The 26,438-nt window shown below is 71.9% G+C and carries 24 protein-coding genes; 11 read left to right on the top strand and 13 right to left on the bottom strand.

Going from position 1 to position 26,438, the window contains the following annotated elements; translation table 11 throughout:
- Positions 1–16: 16 nt before the first annotated feature.
- The 8 genes from SPRI_RS28990 to SPRI_RS28955 all read right to left on the bottom strand — a co-directional run bounded on the left by SPRI_RS28990 (position 17) and on the right by SPRI_RS28955 (position 10,717).
- Positions 17–1,411, bottom strand: coding sequence for an aldehyde dehydrogenase family protein (locus SPRI_RS28990; RefSeq protein ID WP_053557478.1), 1,395 nt, complete (start codon positions 1,409–1,411; stop codon positions 17–19).
- Positions 1,412–1,519: 108 nt separating this feature from the next.
- The gene (locus tag SPRI_RS28985) at positions 1,520–2,851 is read right to left on the bottom strand and encodes an ABC transporter ATP-binding protein (protein WP_005319397.1); all 1,332 of its coding nucleotides are present in this window, start codon (positions 2,849–2,851) and stop codon (positions 1,520–1,522) included.
- A 276-nt stretch (positions 2,852–3,127) separates the two neighbouring features.
- Positions 3,128–3,946 (bottom strand): class F sortase, encoded by an 819-nt coding sequence (locus SPRI_RS28980; protein ID WP_238996261.1) that lies wholly within the window; start codon positions 3,944–3,946, stop codon positions 3,128–3,130.
- Positions 3,947–4,013: 67 nt separating this feature from the next.
- On the bottom strand, positions 4,014–4,700 hold the full coding sequence (locus SPRI_RS28975) for a hypothetical protein (RefSeq protein ID WP_037775115.1): 687 nt from the start codon (positions 4,698–4,700) through the stop codon (positions 4,014–4,016).
- Positions 4,701–4,818: 118 nt separating this feature from the next.
- Entirely contained in the window at positions 4,819–6,159 is a 1,341-nt protein-coding gene (locus tag SPRI_RS28970) for an MFS transporter (RefSeq protein WP_053557477.1), read from the bottom strand.
- Position 6,160: 1 nt separating this feature from the next.
- Positions 6,161–7,597, bottom strand: coding sequence for a CitMHS family transporter (locus SPRI_RS28965; protein WP_005319392.1), 1,437 nt, complete (start codon positions 7,595–7,597; stop codon positions 6,161–6,163).
- Between the two features lie 131 nt (positions 7,598–7,728).
- The gene (locus SPRI_RS28960; protein ID WP_005319391.1) at positions 7,729–9,975 is read right to left on the bottom strand and encodes a molybdopterin oxidoreductase family protein; all 2,247 of its coding nucleotides are present in this window, start codon (positions 9,973–9,975) and stop codon (positions 7,729–7,731) included.
- 100 nt (positions 9,976–10,075) lie between these two features.
- A complete protein-coding gene (locus SPRI_RS28955; RefSeq protein ID WP_086025671.1) occupies positions 10,076–10,717 on the bottom strand; it encodes a TetR/AcrR family transcriptional regulator in 642 nt (213 codons plus the stop codon).
- A gap of 90 nt (positions 10,718–10,807) precedes the next feature.
- On the opposite strand from SPRI_RS28955, the gene hmgA reads away from it, so the two are divergent.
- From hmgA to SPRI_RS28935, 4 genes are all read left to right on the top strand, one after another.
- A complete protein-coding gene (hmgA, locus tag SPRI_RS28950) occupies positions 10,808–12,136 on the top strand; it encodes a homogentisate 1,2-dioxygenase (protein WP_005319389.1) in 1,329 nt (442 codons plus the stop codon).
- A gap of 22 nt (positions 12,137–12,158) precedes the next feature.
- The gene (locus tag SPRI_RS28945) at positions 12,159–12,917 is read left to right on the top strand and encodes a GntR family transcriptional regulator (protein ID WP_005319388.1); all 759 of its coding nucleotides are present in this window, start codon (positions 12,159–12,161) and stop codon (positions 12,915–12,917) included.
- 56 nt (positions 12,918–12,973) lie between these two features.
- Positions 12,974–14,134 carry a type ISP restriction/modification enzyme gene (locus SPRI_RS28940; protein ID WP_397941107.1) on the top strand — a complete coding sequence of 387 codons (1,161 nt, stop codon included), beginning with the start codon at positions 12,974–12,976 and terminating at the stop codon, positions 14,132–14,134.
- 221 nt (positions 14,135–14,355) lie between these two features.
- Positions 14,356–14,919, top strand: coding sequence for a peptidoglycan-binding domain-containing protein (locus tag SPRI_RS28935; protein ID WP_005319382.1), 564 nt, complete (start codon positions 14,356–14,358; stop codon positions 14,917–14,919).
- Between the two features lie 81 nt (positions 14,920–15,000).
- On the opposite strand, the gene SPRI_RS28930 is transcribed toward SPRI_RS28935, so the two are convergent.
- Complete coding sequence (locus SPRI_RS28930) at positions 15,001–15,705, bottom strand: TetR/AcrR family transcriptional regulator (RefSeq protein ID WP_005319381.1); 705 nt, start codon at positions 15,703–15,705, stop codon at positions 15,001–15,003.
- A 62-nt stretch (positions 15,706–15,767) separates the two neighbouring features.
- Here SPRI_RS28930 and SPRI_RS28925 point away from each other — a divergent pair, with 62 nt between their 5' ends.
- From SPRI_RS28925 to SPRI_RS28915, 3 genes are read left to right on the top strand one after another with little or no spacing between them, the layout of a single operon-like run.
- The gene (locus tag SPRI_RS28925; protein WP_037775110.1) at positions 15,768–16,712 is read left to right on the top strand and encodes a daunorubicin resistance protein DrrA family ABC transporter ATP-binding protein; all 945 of its coding nucleotides are present in this window, start codon (positions 15,768–15,770) and stop codon (positions 16,710–16,712) included.
- On the top strand, positions 16,709–17,485 hold the full coding sequence (locus tag SPRI_RS28920) for an ABC transporter permease (RefSeq protein WP_005319377.1): 777 nt from the start codon (positions 16,709–16,711) through the stop codon (positions 17,483–17,485). Before SPRI_RS28925 ends, SPRI_RS28920 begins: the two co-directional genes overlap by 4 nt.
- A gap of 59 nt (positions 17,486–17,544) precedes the next feature.
- Positions 17,545–18,756, top strand: a complete 1,212-nt coding sequence (locus tag SPRI_RS28915) for a CaiB/BaiF CoA transferase family protein (protein ID WP_037775108.1) — start codon at positions 17,545–17,547, stop codon at positions 18,754–18,756.
- A 63-nt stretch (positions 18,757–18,819) separates the two neighbouring features.
- Here the strand turns inward: SPRI_RS28915 and SPRI_RS28910 are convergent, their stop codons facing one another.
- The gene (locus SPRI_RS28910; RefSeq protein WP_005319372.1) at positions 18,820–19,083 is read right to left on the bottom strand and encodes a hypothetical protein; all 264 of its coding nucleotides are present in this window, start codon (positions 19,081–19,083) and stop codon (positions 18,820–18,822) included.
- A gap of 284 nt (positions 19,084–19,367) precedes the next feature.
- Here SPRI_RS28910 and SPRI_RS28905 point away from each other — a divergent pair, with 284 nt between their 5' ends.
- The gene (locus tag SPRI_RS28905; protein WP_107082481.1) at positions 19,368–20,363 is read left to right on the top strand and encodes a serine/threonine-protein kinase; all 996 of its coding nucleotides are present in this window, start codon (positions 19,368–19,370) and stop codon (positions 20,361–20,363) included.
- Positions 20,364–20,451: 88 nt separating this feature from the next.
- Here SPRI_RS28905 and SPRI_RS28900 read toward each other — a convergent pair whose 3' ends face one another.
- A complete protein-coding gene (locus tag SPRI_RS28900; protein ID WP_037775107.1) occupies positions 20,452–21,261 on the bottom strand; it encodes an SGNH/GDSL hydrolase family protein in 810 nt (269 codons plus the stop codon).
- A 274-nt stretch (positions 21,262–21,535) separates the two neighbouring features.
- On the opposite strand from SPRI_RS28900, the gene SPRI_RS28895 reads away from it, so the two are divergent.
- Positions 21,536–22,630, top strand: coding sequence for a DUF5925 domain-containing protein (locus SPRI_RS28895; RefSeq protein WP_005319366.1), 1,095 nt, complete (start codon positions 21,536–21,538; stop codon positions 22,628–22,630).
- Positions 22,631–22,666: 36 nt separating this feature from the next.
- On the opposite strand, the gene SPRI_RS28890 is transcribed toward SPRI_RS28895, so the two are convergent.
- Together SPRI_RS28890 and SPRI_RS28885 are read right to left on the bottom strand one after the other, a co-directional pair.
- Entirely contained in the window at positions 22,667–24,265 is a 1,599-nt protein-coding gene (locus SPRI_RS28890; protein WP_037777036.1) for an IS200/IS605 family element transposase accessory protein TnpB, read from the bottom strand.
- A gap of 295 nt (positions 24,266–24,560) precedes the next feature.
- Positions 24,561–24,941 (bottom strand): GntR family transcriptional regulator, encoded by a 381-nt coding sequence (locus SPRI_RS28885; RefSeq protein ID WP_005319362.1) that lies wholly within the window; start codon positions 24,939–24,941, stop codon positions 24,561–24,563.
- Between the two features lie 68 nt (positions 24,942–25,009).
- On the opposite strand from SPRI_RS28885, the gene SPRI_RS28880 reads away from it, so the two are divergent.
- Positions 25,010–25,930, top strand: coding sequence for a GNAT family N-acetyltransferase (locus tag SPRI_RS28880; protein ID WP_037775105.1), 921 nt, complete (start codon positions 25,010–25,012; stop codon positions 25,928–25,930).
- The gene (locus SPRI_RS28875; RefSeq protein ID WP_005319358.1) at positions 25,911–26,399 is read left to right on the top strand and encodes a DUF402 domain-containing protein; all 489 of its coding nucleotides are present in this window, start codon (positions 25,911–25,913) and stop codon (positions 26,397–26,399) included. The genes SPRI_RS28880 and SPRI_RS28875 overlap by 20 nt, the downstream gene beginning before the upstream one ends.
- The last annotated feature ends 39 nt before the right edge of the window (positions 26,400–26,438 follow it).

The raw sequence follows: 26,438 nt of genomic DNA, 5'->3' as shown, positions 1-26,438 counted from the left end.
ATGGTTTCCTTACCGCTCAGAACTGGAGGGACTTGGTCTGGAGGTACTCGGCGAGGCCGTGCGGCCCGAGCTCCCGGCCCACGCCGGACTGCTTGTACCCGCCGAACGGCGCCAGCGGGTTGAAGCGACCGCCGTTGATGTCGACCTGACCGGTGTCCATACGGCGGGCGAAGGCCACCGCCTCCGACTCGTCACCGGCCCAGACGGCGCCGGCGAGGCCGTACACGGTGCCGTTGGCGATCGCGAGGGCGTCGTCCTCGTCCTCGTACTTCAGGATCGACACGACCGGACCGAAGATCTCCTCCTGGGCGATGGTCATGCCGGGGGTGACGTCGGCGAAGACGGTCGGGCTGACGTAGTAGCCGACCCCGAGCGGCGCTTCGGGGCCGCCGGCCACCAGCCGGGCACCCTCCTCGACGCCCTTCTCGATGTAACCGCGCACCCGCTCCTGCTGCTTGGCGTTGACGAGCGGGCCGACCCGTTCGCCGGGGACGTACTTGGCGACGGCGGCCGCGGCGAGCGCGACGGCCTCCTCGTACCGGTCCTTGTGCACGAGCATGCGGGTCCACGCGCTGCACGTCTGGCCCGAGTTTGACATCACGTTGGCGATGCCGACGTTCACCGCCTTGGCCAGGTCGGCGCTCGGCAGGATCACGTTGGCCGACTTGCCGCCCAGCTCCAGCGCGACGCGCTTGATCGCGCCGCCCGCGGTCGCGCCGATCTTCCGGCCGACGGCGGTCGACCCGGTGAAGGACACCAGGTCGACGCCTTCGTGCTCGGCGAGCGCCTGGCCGGCCACCGGGCCGAGTCCGGTGACCAGGTTGAAGACGCCCTCGGGGATGCCCGCCTCGTGGACGGCCTCCGCGAAGAGCTGCGCGGTCAGCGGGGTGTCCTCCGCCGGCTTGAGCACCACGGTGCAGCCGGCGGCCAGCGCAGGGGCCACCTTGGCGACGATCTGGTGCAGGGGGTAGTTCCAGGGCGTGATCGCGCCGACGACGCCGACCGGCTCCATCAGCACGGTGGAGGTCCCGATCCGCTCCTCGAACGCGTAGGAGCCCGCGAGCTCCGCGTAGGAGCCGGCGACCGCGACGGGCAGGTTCGCGTGGACGGCGAGCGCCAGGGCGGGCGGCGCGCCGAGTTCGGAGGTGACCGTCTGTGCGATCTCCTCCACACGCCGGGCGAGCTCGTCGCGCAGGGCCGCGATGTACCGCGCCCGCTCGGCGGGCGGTGTCGCCGCCCAGCCCGGGAAGGCCGCGCGGGCGGCGCGTACCGCGGCATCGACGTCCTCCGCCGTGCCCGCCGGCACATGGGCGATGACCTGCTCGTCCGCGGGATCGACGACCGCGATCGTTTCCGGTGCCGCGGCGGGCCGCCACCGGCCGCCGATGTACATGCCGTCGTGGGCCTTCATCGCTCTCCTCCACGCCTCGCGGTAGTGTCCGCGCCCCAAACTAGCGCCGTTAGTTTTACGGCGCCAGGGGCATCCGGCGTGCTGGAGGCCACTGTCGTGGCGGAGGAGTCAGACGTCGAGCCCCGGAACGTCCATGGGGGCGGGGCAGATACGGCGGCCCTGATGGTCGAAGACGTACAGGTGGGCGAGGTCCACGAGCAGCGGCACCTGGGCGCCGGTACGCAGCCGCAGGTCGGGGCCGGTACGGACGACGAGGTCGCTCGGCGCCGTGATCCTGCTCTCGTGGACGGGCTCGGGAAGCGGCTCGTCGAGCACCGCCACCGGCCCCGCGACCTGGGCCATCGCCCGGTCCTTGAGCCGGGTCAGCACTCCGGGCCCGGTGTTCCTCCGCCGCCGTACGGCGGCCTGCGGACGCGGCGACTCCAGGTCGGCGACCACGGCGGGCCGGGAACCGGTGTTGAAGTGCACCAGCGCCTCGTGCCCCTGGTACTCCATGTGCTCGACGATCCCGGTCAGCGCCACCTCCCCCGGCCGGGCCTGACTGGGCGGCGCGATCCGGGTTGCCTCCGACCGCAGGCCCACGATGATCTGCCGGCCCTGCTGGATGCGCAGCAGCTGGTGATCGGGGCTGAGGGGCTCGGGCAGCGGAAGCCGCTGCCGGCCCAGGTCGATCGACATCCGGCCGTCCAGCGGCGCGTGGACGACGGCCTGGAGCAGGTTGATCCGGGGCGTTCCGATGAAGGCGGCGACGAAGACGTTCGCCGGGAGGGCATAGGTGTCACGCGGCGAGCTGACCTGCTGGAGCACTCCGCCGCGCATCACGGCCACCCGGTCCCCGAGCGACATGGCCTCCGCCTGGTCGTGCGTGACGTAGACCGTCGTCACCCCCAACTCGGCGGTCAGACGCGCGATCTCGGCCCGCAGATGGTTGCGGAGCTTGGCGTCGAGGTTGGAGAGCGGCTCGTCCATCAGGAAGACGGAGGGCCGGCGGGAGATGGCCCGGCCCATCGCGACGCGCTGGCGCTCCCCGCCGGAGAGCTGCGCGGGGAACCGGTCGAGGATGTCCTCGATGCCGAGCATCCTTGCGGTGGCCTCGACCCGCGGATTGCGGTCGGCCCGCGGGTTCTCGAGCTTCAGTGGGAAGCCGATGTTCTCCCGGTTGGTCATGCTCGGGTAGAGCGCGAAGTTCTGGAAGACCATGGCCATGTCGCGTTCACGCGGCGGGATGTCATTGGCGTACTCGCCGTCCAGCAGGAGCTCGCCCTCGGTGATGTCCTCCAGCCCGGCGATCATCCGCAGCACGGTCGACTTGCCGCAGCCGGAGGGGCCCAGCAGGACGAGGAACTCCCCCGGCCGGACACCGAGGGAGAAGTTGTCGACGGCCCGGGGAGCGCGGCCGTATCTCTTGCTGACGTTGTGCAGAGCGATGGCGCGAGTCATAGGGTCCCGCCCGGGATGAGAAGGGGCAGCTGCGTCGCCAGAAGCTAGCCCACTATGTCCCGTCAGGGAATGGATCGCGCACGATGTGAGGGGCGCTTGTTACGCATGTGTCCACCATGCGAGACGGACTCCGCCGATCGGCCGGAAAAGGCCGCTTCTGCGCGGTGGACCCGCGCCCAACTCCCCACGGAGCCCCGGTCATCGGCGGCCCGCTGGGGGGCGCGGCCGCGGGGCCGGGGCCGGCCGCCCGGCCTGCCCCGCGCGCCCGTGACCGGATCACACCTGTCTGACGTCCGTGAGGTGCGCGAAGACGACGACGTTGGCGGAGTAGCCCGTCTTCTTGTCGAAGCTGCCGCCGCAGGTGAGCAGCCGCAGTTCCGGTCGGCCCGTGTGGCCGTACACCTCCGCGTCGGGGAAGGCCTCCTTCTTGTAGGTGCGCACCTTGTCGACGGTGAACACGGCCGTCCGCCGGTCCGCGCGGGCGATGTTGACCTTGTCGCCGGGTTTCAGTGCGTTGAGGTTGAGGAAGACGGCGGGGCCGGTCTTGGTGTCGCGGTGGCCGACCACCAGGGCGGTGCCCTTCTCGCCGGGGGCGGGCCCCTTCTCGTACCAGCCGACGAGACGCGGGTTGTCCACCGGAGGGGCGGTGAGCCGGCCCTTGCCGTCGAGACCGAGCCCCATCACGGGCGACTCGATCATGATGGCCGGGATGGCGAGCTGTCTGGCCGGGGAGGGCGGCAGTTCGAGCGCTCCCCGGGCCGCCTCGGGCGGGGTGGCCGCCGGGGACGGCGCCGCGGGCCGGGGCGACCGCGGCGCCTGAGGGGTCCGGGACGGCGCCGGTACCCGCGCCGCCGGTTTCCGCGCCGGTTCCGCGGAGCGGACGGTGAGCGGCGGCAGGTCGATCACGTTCGACCTGCCGTGCCCGGCCGCGGCCGGCTCCTCCCGCCCGGCGGCCTTCTCGTCGGCCGCGGGCGTCTCCTCGGCCGCGGGTGTCTTCGCGCCGAGTGGGCTGTCCGCCGCGACGGTGACCGGCGGCGCGTCCGGGGGTGTGTCCGTGCACCCCCGGACGACGCCGGTGACCAGGGTTGCCGTCACGCTGAGCGTGATGGTCAGACGGCAGGCACGGCTGGGTCCGCGTCGGCGGCGTCGGCGACTCGGTACGTTACGCGGCGCCATGGGCGCGGCGACGGGCCCGTCGGACGAGGACCAGCCCGGCCGCACCGGCCGCACCGGCGACGAGTGCCGTCGTCACGGCGACGGAGGAGCCGTCGTCCCCGGAGCCCTCGCCGCCGTCGCCGGCCATGCCGCCGCCGCCCGCGGGCACCGCGCCGTGGGGCGCGTCCTTGTCGTCCTTCTCCCAGCCCGAGCCCTTGTCGTTCTCCGCGCCCTTGTGGCCGTTGTTCTTCTCACCGTGCTTGTCGCCGTACTTCTCGCAGTCGACCTCGAAGACCTTCTGCTTCGGCACACCGCTCGGGACCGTCCAGGCGAGCAGGTAGTCACCGTCGGGGAGTGCGTACTCCTCGGTGTGGCCCCGGCCGGCGACCAGCACCAGGCTGTCCGTCAGCGTGGGTCCCGCGGCCGTGGGCGGCTGCGGGGTGATGGTCCAGGTGACCTGCGGCAGGCTCTCGAAGTTGAAGGCGCTGAGGCTGAACTTGCAGACTCCCTTGATGTCGTCACGGGTGTCCCAGTGCTCGACGCCGGCCTTGTGGATCTTGATGTCGCCGCTGTCGCCGATGGCGGCGAAGGCCGCCGGCGCCGACGCCAGCGTCATGCCGGCATAGGCCAGGGCGGCCAGGGCGGCCGCCGCCGTGCGGACACGGCGGGGGCGGAGAGTTGCGGTCGTGCTCATGCGAGGCTCCTTCAAGCCGATGCGATTGTCATACTGATCACGCGATCGCCTGACTAAATGTCACGAATTCGGCGTGAAGACGCATCGAAACGCTGAGAAGCCGTCAGAAATGCCCCTACTAGCGGACACCCCGACTGTGCCGACCGGGCGATTCCGTCCCGTCGGTCCCCGCAGCCGCACCGCCGCGCGGACCCTCCGCCCCGGCCACCGCCGGCCCCGCCCCGCCGGCCTCCCGGGAAGCGCCACCCGGAGAGCCCCCCGGAGTGCCGCCGTCCGGGCCGCCGGTGACCGCCGGCCCACGCCCGGAGCGGCCGGTCCGTACCGCGGTCCCGCCCGACACCACCAGCAGCACGCCGAGCATCACGAAGGGCGCCGCGGCGCCGGCGAGCCCGGCGACCAGTCCCGCGGATGCCGGCGCGGCGACCTGGCCGAGACGGTTGCCGGTCAGCCGCAGCGCGAGCGCCGTCGAACGCGCGCCGGGCGGGGCCGCCTGCACCACCGTCGTCATGGACAACGGCTGCCCCACCCCGAGGCAGAAACCGAGCGCCGCCAGCATCAGCGCGAGCGCCCACAGGGGCACCGGCAGGGCGATGCCCGCGCACAGCACCCCGCCGAGCAGGCAGGTCACGGTGAGCAGGGTGGTACGGCCGAGGCGGCGGATCATCGGCGTCATCACCAGCCGGCACGCGATGGTGGCGGCGGCCCGCAGGCTCAAAAGCAGGCCCACGACGGTGGGCGCGATACCGCGGTGCTCGCCGACCACCGGCAGGTACGCGGTGAGGATGTCGGTGGCCGAGAGCACGGCGAGGCTGATGAAGATCCCGGCGGGTACGCCGCGGGTGCGCAGGATGCGGTGCACGGGAACCTTCGCCACGCCCGCGTCCCGCTTGTGCCCGACTCGCTCGTGCCGGAGCTCGATACGCCACATCGAGGTCAGTGAGACCGCAGCCACGGCCGCGGACACGACGAGCGCCAGCGCGCTCGTCGGGCCCATGTCGTCACCGATCAGCGCGCCGGCGGCGACGGGCCCGGCCAACTGGCCGAGGGAGGCGCCGATGGTGAAGTGACCGAAGTTGCGGTCCTGTTCGGCCGGGTCGGAGCGGCGGGCGACGATCGACTGGGCGCCGATGACGAAGCACAGGTGGCCGAGTCCCATCACACCGCTCCACGCGGCCATCGCCGGCAGCGAGCCGGCGAGCCCGCTGAGCGCACAGCCGCCGGCGATCAGCGCGACGCCCGCGTACAGCAGGGGCATGCAGCGGCCCTTGTCGGTCCTGCGGCCCAGCGGTACGGCGGCGAACAGCGGAAGCAGCGCGTACACGCCGGCGATCACACCGATCGCACGCTCGTCGGCGCCGAGCGACAGCGCCCGGTAGGAAACGGCCGGGCGCGCCATCGACACCGCCGCCTGGGCGAACCCGAAGGCGATGACGAGGCGCAGCAGCCAGAGTCGGCCCATGTCAGATGATGCCGAACAGGATCCCGGCCCCCAGCACCACCAGGCTGGTCAGGGCCGCCCACTTCACCGTGAAGCGGGTGTGGTCGCCGAAATCGACCTTCGCCATGCCGACGAGGACGTACACGGCGGGGACGAGCGGGCTGGACATGTGCAGCGGCTGGCCGACGAGGGAGGCGCGGGCGATCTCCAGCGGCGAGACACCGTGGGCGGCGCCGGCCTCCGCGAGGACGGGCAGGACGCCGAAGTAGAAGCCGTCGTTCGACATGAAGTACGTGAGCGGCAGGCTCAGTACGCCCGTGACGATCGCCATGTGGGGGCCCATGCCCTCGGGGATGGCCCCGACGAGCCAGTCCGCCATGTGCTCGACCATGCCGGTGCCGGTGAGGACGCCGGTGAAGACGGCGGCGGCGAAGACCATGCCGGCGACGTTCAGGACGTTGTCGGCGTGGGCCGCGATGCGTGCCTTCTGGTCCGCCATCGAGGGGAAGTTGACGGTCAGGGCGAGAGCCGCGCCGAGCAGGAACAGCACCGGGATCGGCAGCAGCTCCATGATCATGGCGGTGAGAAGGGCCAGCGTCAGACCGGCGTTGAACCAGTACAGCTTGGGCCGCAGCGTCGCGCGGTTCGGGTCGAGGCCCTGGAAACCGCCGTCCTGGAGCGGGGCTTCGCCCTCGCGCGGGGAACCGTCGTCCGCTCCCGGCCCTGCCCCGGCGCCCTTGTCGCCGGCCGCGGAGCCGGTGGTTGCCGCGGCGTGCTCGCCGCCACCGCCGGTCTTGACGAGAACGGTGCCGGGCTCGGGCTCGAGCGCCTCGTCGAGCGTGAGGTACCCGAGGCGCTTGCGCTCACGCCGGCCGAGGACGTACGCGAGGACGAGCACGAAGACGAGTCCGGCGCCGAGAGCGGGGATCATCGGCACGAAGATGTCGGCCGCGTCCAGCTTGAGCGCGGTCGCGGCGCGGGCGGTGGGACCGCCCCACGGCAGGGTGTTCATGACGCCGTTCGCCGTGGCGGCGATGCCGGTCAGCACGACCAGGCTCATCTTCAGGCGCTTGTAGAGCGGATACATCGCCGAGACCGTGATCATGAAGGTCGTCGAGCCGTCGCCGTCGAGCGAGACGATGGCGGCGAGCACCGCCGTGCCGATCACGATGCGCAGCGGGTCCGCCTTGCAGAAGCGCAGGATGCCCCGCACGATCGGGTCGAACAGCCCGACGTCGATCATGACGCCGAAGTAGACGATGGCGAACATCAGCATCGCCGCCGTGGGGGCGAGGTTCCCCACACCTTCGAGGACGTAGTCCCCGAGCTGCGCACCCTGCCCGACGGCGACGCAGAAGAGTGCGGGAATCAGGACCAGCGCCGCGATCGGCGACATCTTCTTCGTCATGATCAGGACCAGGAAGGTCGCGATCATGGCGAAGCCGAGGACTGTCAGCATGGGGACACCTAACGTTCATCCTTGAACTGCCACCGGAGGAGCGGCCCACCGGTGGGTCCGGATGACGTTAGGTGTCGCCATCTGCCGTTAACAAGATGTCGACCCGTGAGCAATAAGAGCAAAACCCCAGGTCATGGGCTTGGCACTACCTCCACCGGGATGGCGTTGAGCACCGCGGTGCCCGACAGGGGGTCCAGCCGGGAGCCGTCGAGCAGCTGGTTCACGTTGACGCCGGGACGGCCGGCCGCCACCGACATGCGGATGCCGGGACGGTCGTGGCCCCAGCCGTGCGGCAGGCTGACGACACCGGGGCGCACCGCGTCCGTGATCTCGACGGGGGCCTCCACACTGCCTCCGTCCCCGGTGACGCACGCCGTGGCCCCGTCCTCGAGTCCGAGCCGGGCGGCGTCGTCCGGGTGGACATGAAGGGTGCAGCGGTTGGAACCGCCGTTCAGCGCCGGCACGTTGTGGAGCCAGCTGTTGTTGGAGCGCAGATGGCGGCGGCCGACGAGCACGAGCCCGGCGGGCCGCTCCGCGAGTGCCGCGCGCAGCCTCGGCAGGTCGTCGGCGATGGGGCCGGGCAGCAGCTCGACGCGTCCGCTGCGGGTCTTGAGGATCTGCGGGACGCGGGGCTCGAGGGGGCCGAGGTCGATTCCGTGCGGTGCCTGCAGCAGGTCCTCGAGGACGAGGTCGTACGGGCCGAGGCGGAGCATCATGTCCAGCCGCCGCTCGGCGCCGCTGCGGCCGCCGAGCAGCCGCGCCTGCTCCTCTGCGTCGCCCCCGAAGAGCGGCGAGTGCGGGTCCGCGACCGCCTTGGCGAGGGTGCTGCCGACGACCATGTCGTCGACGGCGGACGGCTCGGCGCCGTGCATCCCCGACACGGCGAGGATCAGCCGGGCGTGGATCTCGCACTCGTCCATCAGCCCGGCCTCCAGCGGTACGGCGGCAGGGCTGAAGCGGGCCTGGTTGCTGACGGCGAGCGCGTTGAAGGCGAAGTCGAAGTGGGCGCTCTGCGCCGGCGGCGGCGGGGGCAGCACCACGTCGGCGTGGCGTGAGGTCTCGTTGAGATAGGGGTCGACGCTCACCATCAGGTCGAGTCCGGCCAGTGCCCGGTCGAGGCGGTCCCCGTCGGGGGCGGAGAGCACCGGGTTGGCCGCGATCACGATCAGTGCACGGATCTGCCCTTCGCCCGGGGTCTCGATCTCCTCCGCGAGGGCGGCGATGGGCAGTTCGCCCTTGGCCTCGGGGTGACCGCTCACCCGGCTGCGCCAGCGGCCGAGGGAGAACCCCTTTCCGGGGGCGGCCGGCCGCGGAGCGCGCTCGGTGGCGGACAGCGGGAAGAGGGCGCCGCCCGGCCTGTCGAGGTTGCCGGTCAGCACGTTGAGGACGTCGACGAGCCAGCTGGCGAGGGTGCCGTGCTCGACGGTGCAGCTGCCGATGCGCCCGTAGACGGCCGCGGTGGGCGCGCCCGCGAGCTCGCGGGCCATCGTACGGATCTCCTCGGCGTCCATGCCGCAGGCCGCCGCGACCGCCTCCGGGGTGAAGTCCTTGACGGCGGCCTCCACTTCGGCCACCCCTTCGACATGGGCGGCGAGCGCGCCGAGGTCGGTGAGCCCTTCCTCGAACAGCACCTGGGCGAGCGCGGCGAGCAGGAGCGCGTCGGTGCCGGGCCGGATCGCGACGTGCCGGTCGGCCAGCTGCGCGGTGCGGGTGCGGCGCGGGTCGACGACGGTCAGGGTCCCGCCGCGGCGGCGGAGCGCCTTGAGCTTGCCGGGGAAGTCGGGCGCGGTGCACAGACTGCCGTTGGACTCCAGCGGGTTGGCGCCGAGCAGCAGGAGATGGTCGGTGCGGTCCAGGTCGGGGACGGGGATGGCCGTGGCACTGCCGAAGAGCAGTCCGCTGGAGACGTGCTTGGGCATCTGGTCGAGCGTCGAGGCGGAGTAGATGTTGCGGGTGCCCAGCGCGGAGAGCAGGACGGGCGGGTAGAGGCCGCCGGCCATGGTGTGGACGTTCGGGTTGCCGAGGACCACTCCGACGGCGTTCGGTCCGTGGGCCTCGATCAGCGGCCTGGTCCGGGCGGCGATCAGGTCGAAGGCCTCTTCCCAGGTGGCGTCGCGCAGCTCGCCGTTCTCCCGGATCAGGGGGGTGCGCAGCCGGTCCGGGTCGGCGTCGAGCTCGCCGAAGGAGGCACCTTTGGGGCAGATGAAGCCACGGCTGAAGATGTCGTCACGGTCGCCGCGGGCGCTGGTGACGCGGCCGCCCTCGATGGTGAGGGTGAGCCCGCAGGTGGCTTCGCACAGCGGGCAGACCCGCAGTGCGGTGCGGGCGGGTTCCCCCGGGGCGGCGGCTGTGGGTACGGCTGGAGCGGTGCGGGACACGGGTCCTCCCCGGACGGGCGTGGGCGGCGACGGCATGGGCGGCGGTGGCATGGACGCCGCACCGAGCATACCGACCGGTATGCATGCGCGGGAGGGGCTTTCACGCCCGGTTTTCACGCGGCCCGGGGGCGTCCAGGACGGTGGAGAGATAGGCGTGGAGCAGTCGGCGGGTCTCCTCGATGATCGCCTCGTCACCCCCGCTCCTCGACCGGAACGCCAGCTGAAGCAGCGCGTCCGCCGCTTCCACGCACACCAGCACCGCCCTGCGCAGCTCCGTGTCGGGCTCACGGCCCAGGTGCGAGGCCAGCAGCTCACCGAGCCGGCCGGCGACCTCGTGGTGCACGCCGTCCACCGGCGCGCCGACCGGCAGCTGGGCGCCGAAGTCGACGAGGGTGAAGCCGGGGCAGGTGCGTTTCATCTCCACGTACTCGTCGAGCATCACGTCGACCGCGGCGCTCGGGTCCTCGCCGGAGGCGGCGGCCAGGTGCCGGGAGACGCGGTCGGCGTAGGCGTCGAGATTGCGGTGGCCGAGCGCGACGACGAGCGCGCGCTTGTTGCCGAAGAAGCGGTAGACGGACCCGATGGGCACTCCCGCCCGCACCGCGACCGCACGGGTCGACAGCTGCTCGTAGCCGCTCTCGTCCAGCAGTGCGGCGCAGGCGTCCAGGATGCGGGCGAGCCGGTCGGCGCTTCGCCGCTGGACCGGCCGGCGGCGCAGAGGTGGCTGGGACACGCGGCCCATCATGCCGGTCCGTTGCCGTTGACGGGGCGGAGGTGCAATCCTACGGTTGTCCATAGGAATGGATTGATCCTTCAGCACCAGGAGCGGGCGATGAGTGGCACCGGACAGGCGCGGAAGATTGTCGAAGGGCTGACGGAGGCGTCGTTCTCTCCCGGCTTCGGCAACGAGCACAGCTCGGAGGCGGAGCCCGGCGCACTTCCGCACGGGCGCAACTCCCCCCAGCGCGCCCCCCTCGGCCTCTACGCGGAACAGCTCAGCGGCTCGGCCTTCACCGAGCCCCGCGCACACAACCGCCGCTCGTGGCTGTACCGCATCCGCCCCTCGGCCGCCCACCCCGCCTTCGTCCGCGTCGACAACGGCCGCATCCGTACCGCCCCCTTCACCGAGACGGTGCCCGACCCGAACCGCCTGCGCTGGAACCCGATGCCCGAGCCGGCACCCGGCACCGACTGGCTGGCCGGACTGTGGACGCTCGGCGGCAACGGCGACGTGACCCAGCGCACCGGCATGGCCGTGCACCTCTACCACGCCAATACGTCCATGACGGACCGGGTGTTCAGCAACGCCGACGGCGAGCTGCTGATCGTCCCCGAGCGCGGCGGGCTGCTGCTGGTGACCGAGTTCGGGCTGCTGCCCGCCCGGCCCGGGGAGATCGCCCTCGTGCCCCGCGGTGTCCGCTTCCGCGTCGAGCTCCTGGACGACACCGCGCGCGGCTACGTGTGCGAGAACTACGGGCAGCCCTTCGAGCTCCCCGAGCTCGGCCCGATCGGGGCGAACGGCCTGGCCAACCCCCGCGACTTCCTGGCCCCTGTCGCCGCCTACGAGGACGTCGATCAGCCGGTCGAGGTGGTCAACAAGTTCTGCGGGAACCTGTGGGCGGCGACCTACGACCACTCCCCCCTCGACGTGGTCGCCTGGCACGGCACCCACGTCCCGTACGTCTACGACCTGCACCGCTTCAACGTCATCGGGACGATCTCGTACGACCACCCCGACCCGTCGATCTTCACGGTGCTGACCTCGCCCTCCGACACCCCGGGTCTCGCCGGTGTCGACTTCGTGGTCTTCGCGCCGCGCTGGCTCGTCGGGGAGGACACCTTCCGCCCGCCGTACTTCCACCGCAACGTGATGAGCGAGTACATGGGCCTGATCGAGGGCGCGTACGACGCCAAGGCCGAAGGCTTCGTCCCCGGCGGCGGCTCGCTGCACAACATGATGTCGGCGCACGGCCCCGACCGGGAGACCTTCGACCGCGCGAGCGCGGCCGAGCTGAAGCCGCAGAAGATCGACGACGGCCTTGCCTTCATGTTCGAGACCCGCTGGCCGGTGACCGCGACCGCCCAGGCGGCGAACGCCGACCATCTGCAGATGGCGTACGACGACGTGTGGCAGGGTCTTCAGCGCCACTTCAGGTCGTAGTTCGTCGTAGTACGGAGATGCCGTGACCTCCTTCGCCCCCGACTCGCTGGTCCTGAACCGCAAGCTGCCGCTGTGGTACCAGGTCTCGCAGTCCCTGCGCGCCTCGATACTGGGCCGAGCGCCCGAGGCGTCGCTCCGGCTGCCCACCGAGGAAAAGCTCGCCCAGCACTACGGCGTGAGCGTGCTGACCATGCGTCAGGCACTCAAGGAGCTGGAGGAGGAGGGCCTGATCAGCCGGCACCGGCGGCGCGGCACCTTCATCGAACCGGGGGCACGCCGGGGCGCGCCCCGGCGGCTGCTGGGCTCGATCGACGCGATCGTCGCCCAGCAGTCCGGCGAACGCACCACGGTCCTCGGCCACGGCCCGGAGCCGGTGCCGGTCGAGCTCGCCGAGCACTTCCCCGGGGCGGCCGAGGTCGTGGTGTACCGGAGGCTGCGCTGCGACGGCGACAGCGGCGAGCCCACCAACTGGGCGGAGAACGCCCTGCATCCCGACGTCGCCGCCGGCCTGGACATCGCCGACCTGGAACGCTGGCCGATGACCAAGGTGCTGCGGGACGCCCTCGGGGTCCGGATCAGCCGGATCACCGACACGGTGGAGGCGCGGCTCGCCGACCCCAGGACCGCGGAGCTGCTGGGGGTGCCGCTGCTGAGCCCGATCCTGCACTACACCGGTGTGACCTACGACGAGACCGGCCGGGTCGTGGACGTGGCCCGCATCCGCTACCGCGGGGACCGCTTCTCCTTCTCCGTCACCGTGGATGCCGCGGACCGGGCCTGACTAGCATGCGGACGGTGACTGCTCTCACCGAGGACGTGCCGCTGCTCGACGACCTCATGCCCTGGTCCGTGGCGCCGCTGCGGCCGGGCAGGGACTGGGTGATGGCGCCGGACCCCGCGTCCCTGCGGGCACGTTGGGACGCTCTCGTGGCGGCGGAGGACGGCACACGGGAGACGCTGTTCCGGGTCACGAGGGCCCGGAGCACGCACGGCACGGTGGCCCAGCTGCCGGGCCAGTCGACCGGCACGGGACGCCTGGCGCGCGAGAGGGGCCGCTGCCCGGAGCCCGTGCGGGTGCTGCACGGCGCCTTCGACGAGCAGTGGCTGATCCCCGACCACCGGCTGATCGACGTGGCCCGGCCCGAGTTGTGGCGGGTACGGGACGAACGGCAGCTGTTCCTGGTCGAGCAGGGCCACGTACCGAAGGCCGCAGGACCCGCTCTCGTGGTCACCGCCCTGCTGCCGGACGGCCGTTCACCCGCCGGCCGCCCCGGCCGCGTCCGGCCCCTGTACCGGCGGCCCGGCGGACACGAACCCAACATCGCGCCCGGCCTCACCGGCCTGCTGGCCGAGCGGTACGGGCGACCGGTGGACGCGGAGGACCTGGCCGCCTGGACGGTCGCGGCCGCGGCGGCCTCCCCCGCCGGATGCGTGGTGCCCCTGACCGCGGACGCCGGCGCCTTCTCCACCGGGGTCGCCCTCGGCCAGGAGATGATCCGCGTCATGCTGCGCGGCGCGCGCGGCGGCGACCGCCCCCGGCTCCCCGGCGGCCGCCGGCCCTACGTCCGCGCCGCGCTGCCGGCCCGGCCCGACTCGATCGCCTACGCCCCCGAGGACGAGGCCCTGCTCCTCGGCGGCACCGGCCGCATCTCCCCCGTCCCGCGGACGGCGTGGGACTTCGAGGTGGGCGGCGTCCGGGTGCTGGAGCTCTGGTTCGAGCGGCGTACGGCGACCGGCGAGGCGGGCACGCTGGAAGCGCTGCGCCCGGCGGCGTGGCCGCAGGAGTGGACGTCCGAGCTGCTGGAGCTCGTCACCGTTCTGGCACTCCTGGCCGAGCTTGCGCCGCGCCGGGAGGCGCTGGCGTCGTCCGGCGCCCGGATCTCCACGGCGGAGCTCCGCGCGGCGGGCGTCCTGCCCCCGCCGGCGGCGGCGCGCCGTCCGGCATCGGTCCTGGACCACCAGGAAGAGGGCCCTGAGGGCCAGTTCGCCCTTCTGTGACGCGTCCCGCGTCCCGCGTTACGCCGTAGGCCTCGGTTCCATGGATACGGAGCATTTGCTTCCCCCCGTGCCACCTGGGCCTTTTGGGCAGTTCCCCACAGCCTGGGAGACCGTGCCCGTCTCAGCCATGCTCATGTTCAACGCGGCGCGGGGGGCCGGATCCTGGCACACCGGAAGGCTCCCCCGCTCCGCCCGGCGATCACGACGACGGGGACACTCACATGAACTTTCAGAGGAAGCGTGCACGGGCGGTCGCGGCGGTCATGGGTGCCGCCCTGGTGACCACCCTGGGACTGGCGGCATCGCCCGCCTCGGCGAAGATCTCCGACGGGTGGGTACGGGGGTACGACAGGTTCTCCGACGACTGGGACGACGAGGGAGATCTCCAAAGGCTTGAGCCCTACTCGAACTCCAACGCCACCTGCCTGTGGCAGCGCATCCTGTGGGCCGAAGGCGCGTACGCCGTCGACTACGACAACGAGCGCTTCACCAAGGGCGACATCGACGGGTACTTCGGATGGCGCACGTTCTACTCGACCAGGGACCTGCAGAGGCGGCTGGCGGTCACCCAGGACGGCATCGTCGGCGGAACGACCTTCGGCCTGGTCAACAAGCACATGTATCAGACCGGTGGGTCGACCGCTCGCGGCAAGACGCTGTACCTGAGGTACCAGGGCAGGGAGCACAGCTTCGACCTGCGCCGCAACACCGAGGGGAAGTACGTCTTCCCCGACGGCAACGACGACTGGCGCCAGGCGGGGTACGAGTACCTCTCCTGCGGCTGAGCGGCTGCCGCACGCTTCCCCCACGGCCGCCGGGCCGTGGGGGAAGCGGCGGGAAACTCCCCGCGGCGGATGCGCCGGCCGTCATGCGAACGCGTCGATCACCCGCCTCATCACCCGCTCGAACGTCTCCTCCGCGTCCCCCGGCGCCGCCGCCTCCCTCAGCGCCGCCGCGAGCCGCGGGTGCTCACCGCGCGCCATCTGCCCCGCCAGATAGGCCTGGCGCGCCGCCTGTTCACGCTCGGGGGACCACGGGAGCGACCGCGCGTACTCGGCCACGGCGAGCTCGTTCACGACGGTCGTCATCACCGTGCCGTTGACCATCGCGATCAGTTCGAACTTCGTGCCCACCGGCGCGTCCATGCTCTCCAGAGCGCCCAGGCACCACTCCAGGTAGCGCAGCACGTTGGGGCTGAAGCCGTACAGCGGTGACATCACCCGGGCGAGCCAGGGATGGCGGAGCATAAGCGAACGCGTCTGGTGTGCGAGGGCGAGCATCTCCGCGCGCCAGTCGTCCGACGGCTCCGAGAGTTCGTACTCGCCGCTGACCGCGTCGACCATCAGCTCGTACAGATCCTCCTTGCGCGGGACGTAGTTGTACAGCGACATCGTGCCGCAGCCCAGCAGCGCGGCCACCTTGCGCATGGAGAGGGCGTCGATGCCCTCCTCGTCCGCGATCCGCACGGCGGCCTGCGCGATGTCACTCCGGCTGTACGCCGGTTTGGGGCCCCTGCCCGTGCGCTCGGGGCGCGCCCAGATCACTTCGGGTTCGGCCGCTCGGCCCGCCATGGATCATCACCTCCCTCACATCCTAGTTACGTACAGCGTACGTAGTGAGGTACGGTCGACCCATGACGACTACGTACGCTGTACTTAGTGAGGGCCTGGAGAAGCGGTTCGGTGACGTCCGCGCCCTCCGCGGCCTCGATCTGGCCGTCGCCCGGGGCACCGTCTGCGCGGTGCTCGGCCCCAACGGCGCCGGGAAGACGACCGCCGTACGGATCCTCACGACACTGACCGGGCCCGACGCCGGCAGCGCCATGGTCGCCGGGCACGACCTGCGGCGTGACGCCGCCGCCGTACGCCGCCGCATCGGCGTCGTCGGGCAGTACGCCTCGGTCGACGGCGACCTGACGGGCGCCGAGAACCTGCGGCTGTTCGCCAGGCTGCTGCGCGCGCCCCGCACCCGTGCCGCCGAACTGCTGGAGCGGTTCGGCCTGACGGAGGCCGCCGGACGGCCGGCCCGCACCTACTCCGGCGGCATGCGCCGCCGCCTCGACCTGGCGGCCGGCCTGATCACGCGCCCCGAGGTCCTGTTCCTGGACGAACCGACCACCGGTCTGGACCCGCACAGCCGGAACGAGATCTGGGACGCGGTGCGGCAACTGACCGACGAGGGCACGACCGTGCTGCTGACCACCCAATACCTCGAGGAGGCCGACCGGCTCGCCGACGACGTCGTACTGATCGACGGCGGCCGCGCCACCCACAGCGGGACGCCCGCCGAACTGAAGGCGCTCATCGGCAACTACGCGGAGGTGGTCGTCCTCGACGAGGCCGCGCTGCCCGCCGCGGCGGCCGTGCTCGATCAGCTGACCGGTTCCGAGCCGGTCCTCGACGCCGAGCGCCGTTCCGCCGGTGCCGTCACCACCGACACGACGCTCACGCTGCCCCGCCTCGTGCGGGAACTCGACGCGGCAGGAGTCGCGGTCGTGGACGCCGGGCTCCGCCCACCCACTCTGGACGAGGTGTTCCTGCGCCTCACCGGCCGGCCGGTGAAGGAGCTCGCCGCATGAGCGCGATCGTCTTCGACAGCACGGCCGTCGTCGGCCGCCACCTGCTGCGCATGAAGCACGCCCCGGCCATCCCGGTCATGACACAGACCATGCCGGTCGTCTTCCTGCTCTTCTTCGGCTACGTCTTCGGCAGCGCGATGGCCATGCCCGGAGCGGACTACCGGGCCTTCCTGGTCCCCGGCATGCTCGTCGCGACCGCCGCGAACGGCATCATGACCGGGATGTTCACCGCCGCCCAGGACTCGCACCGCGGCGTCATGGACCGCTTCCGCTCCCTGCCCATGAGCCGCGGCGCCGTCCCGCTCGGCCAGGCGGCCGCGGATCTCGTGGCCGCGGCGGCCGGCCTGGTGCCGCTGCTGCTCGTCGGCCTCGCGATGGGCTGGCGGATCGAGGGCGGCGCCCTCGAGGCCCTGGGCGGATTCGGGATACTGCTGCTCTTCCGCTTCGCGTCGACCTGGGCCGGCATCCTCCTCGGCCTCGCCTCCCGCAGCGAGGAGGCGGCGGGACAGCTGGGCGGCGCGACCTTCATGCTGCCGCTCCTGTCGAACGCGTACCTGCCGACCGACGGGCTGCCGGGCACACTGCGTACGGTCGCCGAGTGGAACCCCGTCTCCGCGGTCACCGCCGCGGTGCGCGACCTCTTCGGCAACGCGGCCCCTGCGGCGGACGCTGCCTGGCCGGTGGCGCATCCGGTCGCCGGAGCGGTGTGCTGGTCAGTGGTGCTGCTGGCTGTCTGTGTGCCGCTCGCGGTGCGGCGCTACGCACGGTCCTGATCCCGCCCGCACCCGGTGGTGGTGACAAAGGTGCCATCTACACGATATGCACGGCTGTCATGAGCCCACTGCCGCCGTCACCCCTGCCGCTCCCCCTCGACGGCATCACCGTCGTCGCCGTCGAGCAAGCCGTCTCCGCCCCGTTCGCGACCCGCCAGCTCGCCGACCTCGGCGCCCGGGTGATCAAGGTCGAGCGGCCGGACGGCGGGGACTTCGCCCGCGGTTACGACACCGCCGCCCGCGGTCTGGCCTCGCACTTCGTGTGGTGCAACCGGGGCAAGGAGTCCATCGCGGTCGACCTGAAGGATCCCCGCGGTCTCGACATCGTGCACCGGCTGGTCGCCGGCGCCGACGTGTTCGTGCAGAACCTCGCGCAGGGCGCGGCGGCCCGGCTCCGACTGGACGCCGCCACCCTGTGCGAGACGCATCCGAGGCTGGTCGCCGTCGACATCTCCGGCTACGGCTCCGGCGGCCCGTACGCGCACAAGCGTGCCTACGACATGCTCGTGCAGTGCGAGGCGGGGCTGGTGTCCGTGACCGGGACGGCCCAGGAGCCGGTGAAGGCGGGCGTTCCCGCGGCCGACATCGCCGCGGCCATGTACGCGTTCTCCGGGGTGCTCGCCGCCCTGTTGCGCAGGGGGACGACCGGCCGCGGCGGCGTCGTGGAGATCTCCATGCTGGAGGCGCTCGCCGAGTGGATGGGGCATCCGCTGCACCACGGGATGCACGGGGGCGAGCCGCCGGCCCGCACGGGGCTCGCGCACGCCGTCATCTCCCCGTACGACGCCTATCCGACCGCCGACGGCGGTCAGGTGCTGCTGTCGGTGCAGAACGACCGCGAGTGGCGGCGGCTCGCCGAACAGGTCCTCGGCCGGCCGGAGCTGGCCCTCGATCCCGGCTTCGCGACCAACAGGGCCCGTACGGCGAACCGTGAGCGGACGGACGCGGCGGTGGCCAAGGCGCTGGCGGGGCTGGACACGGCGGACGCGGTCGCACGGCTGGAGGCGGCGGGAATCGCCTGCGCACGGCTGAACGGCATGACGGACGTGGCCGGCCATCCGCAGCTCGCGGCACGGGACCGGTGGCGTGAGGTCGCCTCACCGGTGGGGCCGTTGAAGGCGATGCTGCCCCCGATCACGCTGCCGGGCGGGGAGCCGGCTCGGATGGGGGCGATTCCCGGTCTGGGTGAGCACACGGACGCGCTGCTGCGGGGCCTGGGGATGACGGATGAGGCGGCAACGCTGCTGCGCCGGGACGGTGTGGTCGCCTGAGCGGGGTGGGCGCGGTCGTCCCGACGCCTGAGAGCCGTGGGTGGTTCGGCCGGAGGGCTCGGGTCAGCCGCGGCTGCCGAACAGTGAACGACGGAGCCGGCGCAGCGGCGCGAAGAGCGACACTCGCGCACTCTTGCTCCGGTGGCTGCGCGTCACGTCGCGCGAGGTCAGTTCACGCATCAGCAGTGTCGCCTCCGCCGCCTCGACCTGCGGGACGGCCGGCCCGCCGAGCACCGAGAGGTGCCGGTCGAGACGCGAACTCGTCGCACCGCTCCCGCATGTGATGGCAGGCACACGCGCCCTGCTGCGCACTGTTATCTGTTCCATGTCACTCCCCACCCGTACGAGGCACCCGGCCCGGGCAGGTTAACCCTATCTCCCCGTCGGGACACCCGTGTATCCCGCCTCCATGATTCACCACACCCGTACGCGGGTTGACAACTACTCTTCGAATGCGGCTGATTCCAGGGCGAGTTGGACAGCGTGCGTGCGACTTCCGGTCTTCCTTCGTACTGATGACCAATCAACGACTCTTGAAACGACTGTAGTTGAGTTAGCTTGAAGTGATTTCCACCGGCTTGCGGCTCCGGGTCGCGGACAGGGGGCTCACCATGAGCGACGTGCCGGGAGCGGTGCGGCTGGTCGCGGGCCGCTACCACCTGCTGAGCCCGCTGGACGAGGACGGTACGGGCGTCGTGTGGCTCGCCCGCGACGAGGTGCTCGGCCGTCAGGTCGCGGTCAGGGAGGTCAGACCCCCGGTCCCGCTCGGCCCCGGGGACGTCCGGGATCTGTACGAGCACCTGGAGAACGCGGCCCGGGCCGCGGGCCGGGTCTCGCACCGCAACGTGGTCGCCGTCCACGACGTGGCGACGGAGGACGGCCGGCCGTGGATCGTGATGGAACTGGTGCGCGGGCTCTCCCTCTCCGACGTTCTCGACGCGGAGGGCCCGCTGCCGTCCCGCCGTGCCGCCCATATCGGGGCGGAGGTGCTGGCGGCCCTGCGGGCGGCGCACGCCGCGGGCGTGCTGCACCTGGACGTGCAGCCGTCGAACGTACTGATCGCCAACGACGGCCGGGTGATGGTCACCGGCTTCGGCGCGCTGACGGCCCGCGACTCCCCCGGGTTCGGCGCCCCGGAGGTCCTGGCGGGCCGCGACCCCGGGCCGGAGTCGGACCTGTGGTCGCTCGGGGCGATGCTGCACGCGGCGACGGAGGGGCGGTCCGCGTTCGGCGAGGACCACGGCCGCGGCGGTCAGGCGGAGCCGGGCAGGGTGGACACTCTGGGAGCGGTCGTCACGGAACTGCTGCACCGCAATCCGGCGGAGCGGCTCGACGCCGCTGAGGCCGAGCACCGGTTGCGTCTGGCGAGCGCGGGCGGTGGTGTGCGTACGGACGCGCCGGTGTCGGCGACCACGTCCCCGGCCGCACCGGAGTCCGGGCCGGCGTCCGCGCCGGAGCCGTCTCCCGGGCGATCCGCGGCCGTGACCACCGCGGTCGCGCCGCAGAGCGACGACTCGAGACGGGCCACGACGGTCCTGGCCGTGGGGGTGGCACTGCTGCTGCTCTTCGTCGTCGCCCTCGTCTGGCTGGTGGCCAAGGGAGTCTGAGACGCGGGCCGCCCGGAGCATCACGGCCGGCGCACGGGGAACCCGCGCACCGGCCGTGGTGAGGTACTGACGGCAGGGCGGAAAGCCGTCAGGCGTTGGAATCGAACACGGGCAGATAGCCGCCGGACTGGCCGGCCGCGGTCGGGTGGTACGACTCCCCGATGTTCAGCCAGTTGACGCTGTGCAGCCAGGCGGAGCCGGAGCAGATCTCATGGCCGGTGAACGCCCCCACGACGCCGGCGAAGCCGTAGCCGTGGTCGGCCGCGCGCTTGGCGATCGCCGTGTTGAGGTGGTCGGCGGCGCCGTTGATGGCGGACCGCTCGTTCTCGCTGAGGCCGGCGATGCAACTGCCGCCCAGCTTGTAGAAACGGGGATAGCCGAGGACGACGACCCGCGCCGCCGGGGCCTTGGCACTGATCGCCGAGTACACCTGGTCGAGCTTCCCCGGCAGCGTGGAGTCGACGTACGCCTTCGCCTGCGCGATCCGGTTCAGACAGGTGGATTCGGACTGCAGGACGCAGGTGGTCATGACGTCGGCGAAGCCCGCGTCATTGCCGCCGACGGTGATGGAGACGAGATCGGTGGACGAGTTGAGGGGGCCGAGCTGACTCGCCGTGACATCACCCGTACGGGCGCCCGAGCAAGCCGTGAAGGCGAACGACGAGGGTGAGTTCGCGTTGGCCCAGAGCGTGGGGAACGCCCGGGTGCTGCGCTTGCAGTTGCCGCTCGCGCTGTCGTAGCTGCCGGCTCCCACGCCGGAGGAGTAGGAGTCGCCCAGGGCCACGTAGTCCACGGACTGCGTGGTCTGGTCGGCCTGCGCCTGGCCCGCTCCGGTGAGAGCGAGCACGACGCCGAGGAGGAGTGAGGATGAGAATGCCGCGGCTCGGGACAGTTTCATGGAACCTCCCTATAGCAGGATCTCTGCCTCAACTTTCGTACCAGGGGACAGAGTTCACCGGAAGTGTCCATGCCAAGAATTGTTACCGACGAGTCAGTGGGGCGGTTGGGACAGCACCGCACACAGGGGCTGATCCCCTGTCAAAAAGAAGACCCGTCCACGCCGCCCGCACCGCTGAGCGGGTCGGCGCCGCCCGCCCGGCCGAGCGGGCCGGTGCCGCCGCACCGGGCAAAACACGGTGCGGCGGCGGGGAGCGTGCCGGATCATGGGCGCCATGTCTGCCAACCCTCAGGACGCGCTGCCGATCCGGCTCAACGTCGACGACAGTGATTCACCCTCTGACGTCATCGACGCGCTGTTCCTCGGCCGCTTCGCGACGGGCGAGCAGCCGTACTCGTTCAGTTCCTCGATCGACCGGGTCAAACCCGGCGCGACGATGCTGCCGTCAGGGGCGACGGTGCTGCGCTCGGCGCGCGACGACGACCGCAGCGCCACGCTCGCCGAGGGCGACGGCTGGACGCTGCTGATCTCCCGCTGGAACCGCGGCGCGGACGTCACCGTCACCGCGGTCAGCTCCGAGCTCGCGGAGAAGACCCTCAAGGAGGCCACCGACGGCGTGGCCGACGAGCCGGAGCCGCAGCCCGAGAACGTGACCATGGGCTTCTGGTACGTCTCGCCGCGGCGTGGCCCGCACCGTACGACACGTCAGATCGCGGCCGGCACATGGGAAGAGGTCCGGGCGAACTACACCGCGCCCGTCGCCGACGCGATGGACCGGCTGATGAAGGTCACCCCCGACGACATCGCGGGCCGGCTGCTGCTGCTCCACGGCCCGCCCGGCACGGGCAAGACGTCCGCGCTGCGGACCCTGGCCCGCTCCTGGCGCGACTGGTGCCAGGTCGACTGCGTCCTGGACCCGGAGCGGCTGTTCAACGACGTCGGCTATCTGATGGACATCGCGATCGGCGAGGACGAGGGCACCTCCAAGGGCCGCTGGCGGCTGCTCCTGCTGGAGGACTGCGACGAGCTGATCCGCGGCGAGGCGCGGCACACGGCCGGCCAGGCGCTGTCCCGCCTGCTCAACCTGACGGACGGTCTGCTCGGCCAGGGCCGCAACGTCCTGGTGGGCGTCACCACCAACGAGGACCTCGAACGCCTCCACCCGGCGGTCGTCCGCCCCGGCCGCTGCCTGGCGCGCATCGAGGTCGGCCCGCTGACCCGCGAGGAATCGGTGGCCTGGCTCGGCACGGAGAAGGGCGTGAACAGGGAGGGCGCGACGCTGGCGGAGCTGTACGCGCTCCGCCGCGGGACGACTCCGGCGTCGGTCCCCTCCCAGACCCCGGGCCCGGACGCGGGCCTCTATCTCTGACCGTTCCTATTCAGTGAGCAGGAGTGAGTCTTGGACTCATTCCTGGTCGCTGCGGGCACCCCGAACGGTGTTGGGTGCCCTGGTTGCCCGCGTTCGTTCCGCGTCCGGGGGCACGCATCGTGTGCGTGGTCCGGGGATGCGGGGGCGGGGTTCCTCACGCCCAAGCGCACGCCGGTCGGCCTGGACGGTCCGATGCCCCGCACGATCGCTCTGGTCGTGCGGGGGCGGTGTCGTCCGTCGCCGGATCGGGTGCCCTTGGGCGCGTCTGCCGATCGCGATGCTTGCCGCATCGTGACGGCTGGTCTTGCGGGTGGTGCTGGTGAGGGGCTTCTGCCAGTGCTGGGCGCCCCATTTGGATGTGTAGGCGGGGTCGACGGCGATGATCGTGATGCCGGTGGCGTCGGCCATGGAGACGAGGCGGGCGCGGAGGCGTCCGGTGGGCATGCCGGAGATCAGCTGCCGGAACCTTCGCCTGCGCCCGTGCTTCTCTCTGGTCTTCTCGGCCTGGAAGTCGAGGTCCTCGACCGCGATCGCTTTCACGCCGCAGGCCTTGGCCCAGTGCAGGAGGCGGGTGAGGGCGTGGCGGACTTGGGCGTCGCGGTGGGGGGCGCTGCCGGTCAGGGTGTAGAAGAACCGGCGCGGGTTGCCGATGGGGTTGCCGTGGGTGTCCAGGCGCCAGGCGGCGAGGTGGTCGGCGTTGGTGTCCACGCCGATCACGCCGTGGGCGAGGGCGGCCTCGAGCGGAACGGTAGGGGTGGGTGGGATCTGCCAGGAGGCGGTGACGTACCAGCGGTCGCGTCCGGTGTCGTGGTGGATGCGGTAGGCCACCGCCCGGTGCGCTGCCACCCGGTCCGCCCACTCGGTGCCCCGGTGCGCGAAGGAGACCTTTGTGGCGAGGACGTACTTGCCGTGCGCGGCGTTCGCCAGATGTGCCAGCGGTGCCGGGAGCTTGATCGACACCTCACCTTCGGGGGTGACGCGGATCGTCTCGTTGCCGAACCTCTTCCCCGACTCACCATCCGCCTGGAAGAACCAGCGCCCGGCCTCCCACCGCCGGCGCCACTCGGCCTCGGTCAGCCCCGCATCGACAAGGTGATGCCGGGTACGGGCCAGCCGTCGGCCGCCGCGCACCACACGCACCCGACCCGCGTCCCAATCAGCCCGCACCCGCCCAAGACGGTCCTCCAGCACCCGCAGCCGCCGGGCCTTGGCATGCCACTCCCGCCGCGAACGGTAACCACCCGCGGCACGCTTCGAGCCCTTCGCCCCGACCGGCAGCGACAACCGGTGCGCAATCGTCCTGATCCCGGCTTCGAGGCCCTGAATGTGCGCGGCCTGCCCGCGCCGGGCCAGCGCCCACTGATCGTGCGTGGCCTTCGTGATCGACCCCGCCCACCGCGACGACGACACCCCCGTCAACTCCCGCTTCCGGACCGCCCACGACTCGCTGTCGTGCTCCAGGCCGTCAGCGCAGCGGACCTTGAGATCACGCGAGGCCAGCGACCCGAGATGCGCACCCACCAGCCGCAGCACCTCCTCATCCTCCGGAGTGAGGCCCTTCAGCCGGTCACGGACCGCCACACCCGAAGGTCCGGTGACCACGAACGGCGCCACCACCTCCCGCAGACCGCCCACCGTGTCCACCCCCTCCGTACCGGACCACACACACCCGCCACCACCCCCAACGACAAGCCCCCGCAAAGGTCACCCATTCGACAAACGAACCCCCGTCCACCCCGCGAGCCCTCACACACCACAACAACTCACCCCTACACGCCAGCACTCACACATACACGGTCACGCAGCAGCAGTTCACGACCCCCACCCCGCCGGGCTGCTCGGGCCTGTCCGGCGACCGGGATCACCGCGCGGAGCGCGGTACCGGGAAGGGGCCGGGAGGGAAGAACACCCGCCACAGGCGGCGTCCGCGTCACCGCTCCCTCTCGTACGCCACCCGCAGCGCCGTCTCCACCGCCGCTCCCGCCGCCTCGCGGTTCAGCCCGAGGCGGCGTGCCTCGGCCGCGTACTGCGTCGCGGCCGCCGCCGCCCGCCGCTCCGCCGCGTCGCCCGCAGCCGCGACGAACGTGCCGTTGCGGCCGCGCGTCTCGATGACGCCGTCGCCCTCCAGCGCCCGGTACGCCTTCGCGACGGTGTTGGCCGCGAGCCCGAGTTCCTCCGCGAGCCCGCGGACGGTCGGCAGCCGGTGGCCCACGGGGAGCACGCCCGTGCGCGCCTGTTCGGAGATCTGCGCACGCAGTTGCTCGTAAGGAGCGTCGGGCGCGTCGGCGTCGATGGTGATGTTCAAGGTCACCGGCCGATTCTCGCACCGCCCCGTAATTCCCGGGCGATCGTGCCCGTCGGCGCGTACCGTCCTTGCCCATGACTGTGATCGTCCGTGATTTCCGCCCTGAGGACGCCGAGGCCGTGACGCGGGTGCGTCGCGCGTGCCTGCCGTTCGAGGTGATGACGCCGGAGTCGGTCCTCTTCGAGGTCGAGAACGCCAACCCGGCGAAGAAGTACCGGCTGTTGGTGGCCGAGAAGGACGGGGAGCTGATCGGCACGGCCCATGTCGGTATCGCGTACGACGCGGCCGAGCCCGGGCAGGCGTTCGTCACCCCGCACGTCCATCCCGGTCACCTGGGCCACGGCGCGGGCGGGCTGCTGCTGCGCGTCGCGGAGGAACATCTCGGGGCGGAGGGCGCGACGCGGGTGTACGCGTGGGTCCTGAAGGAGCCGCGGAACCTCGCGTTCGCCGAGAAGCGCGGCTACCGGCCGACACGCTCGGCGCACTTCCAGCGCCTCGATCTGACGAACGGGCCGCTCCCGGAACCGCCGGCCCTGCCCCCGGGCGTGGAACTGCGGACCGCGGCCGACTTCGAGGCGGACCCGCGGCCGATGTTCGAGGCGGACGCGGAGGCCACCTCGGACGAGCCGAGCGACATCCCCACCGACTTCGACGACTACGACGACTGGCTGAACCACACCTGGAACTTCCCGCTGCTCGACCGGCGGCTGAGCACCGTCGTGATGGCCGACGGCGAGGTCGCCGCGTACACGGCGGCCATGACGGACGGCGGCACCCGCTATCTGTCCGGCATGACGGGCACACTGCGCGCCCACCGCGGCAAGGGGTACGCCAAGCTCGCGAAGACCGACTCGCTGCGCCGCGCCCGCGCGGCGGGTTACACCGACGCGTTCACGAGCAACGACGGCGAGAACGGTCCCATGCTCGCCATCAACAAGTGGTTCGGGTACGAGATCTGCGCGTCGGAGGTCCGCCATGTCCGCACCCTCGATTGAGGTACGGCTGGTCAAGGCGGGGGCGACGAAGATCCGCTATCCGGCGGACCTGCTCGCCGACGACGGCACCCATGTGACGGTCCGCGCCCTGTGGGCGGCTCCGGGGGTGCGTGACTTCGGGTTCGTACGCTTCGAGCCGGGCGATGTGTTCACCGAGCACTACTGGCGGGACCGCTGGTACTCGGTGAAGGAGGTCCGCACGGGCGACGGCGTGCTCAAGGGCTGGTACTGCGACATCACACGGCCCGCCGAGCCGGCGGAGGGCGGCGGACTGAGCGTCGAGGACCTGGACCTGGACCTGTGGGTGTCGGCGGACGGCAAGGAGATCCTGCGGCTGGACGAGGACGAGTTCGAGGAGAGCGGTCTGCGCGAGCGCGACCCGAAGGCGGCGGCCGAGGCCGTACGCGCCCTCGACGAGCTGGAGCAGCGGGCCCGGGACGGCAGCCTCACGCAGTTGCTGGACCGGTGACACGGTGAGGGGCGGGCCACGGTCGTGGCCCGCCCCTCA

The organism is Streptomyces pristinaespiralis, assembly GCF_001278075.1.
Lineage (GTDB): Bacteria > Actinomycetota > Actinomycetes > Streptomycetales > Streptomycetaceae > Streptomyces > Streptomyces pristinaespiralis.
Note: the sequence above shows the minus strand (reverse complement) of the source record. Positions and strands in the feature narration are given on the sequence as shown.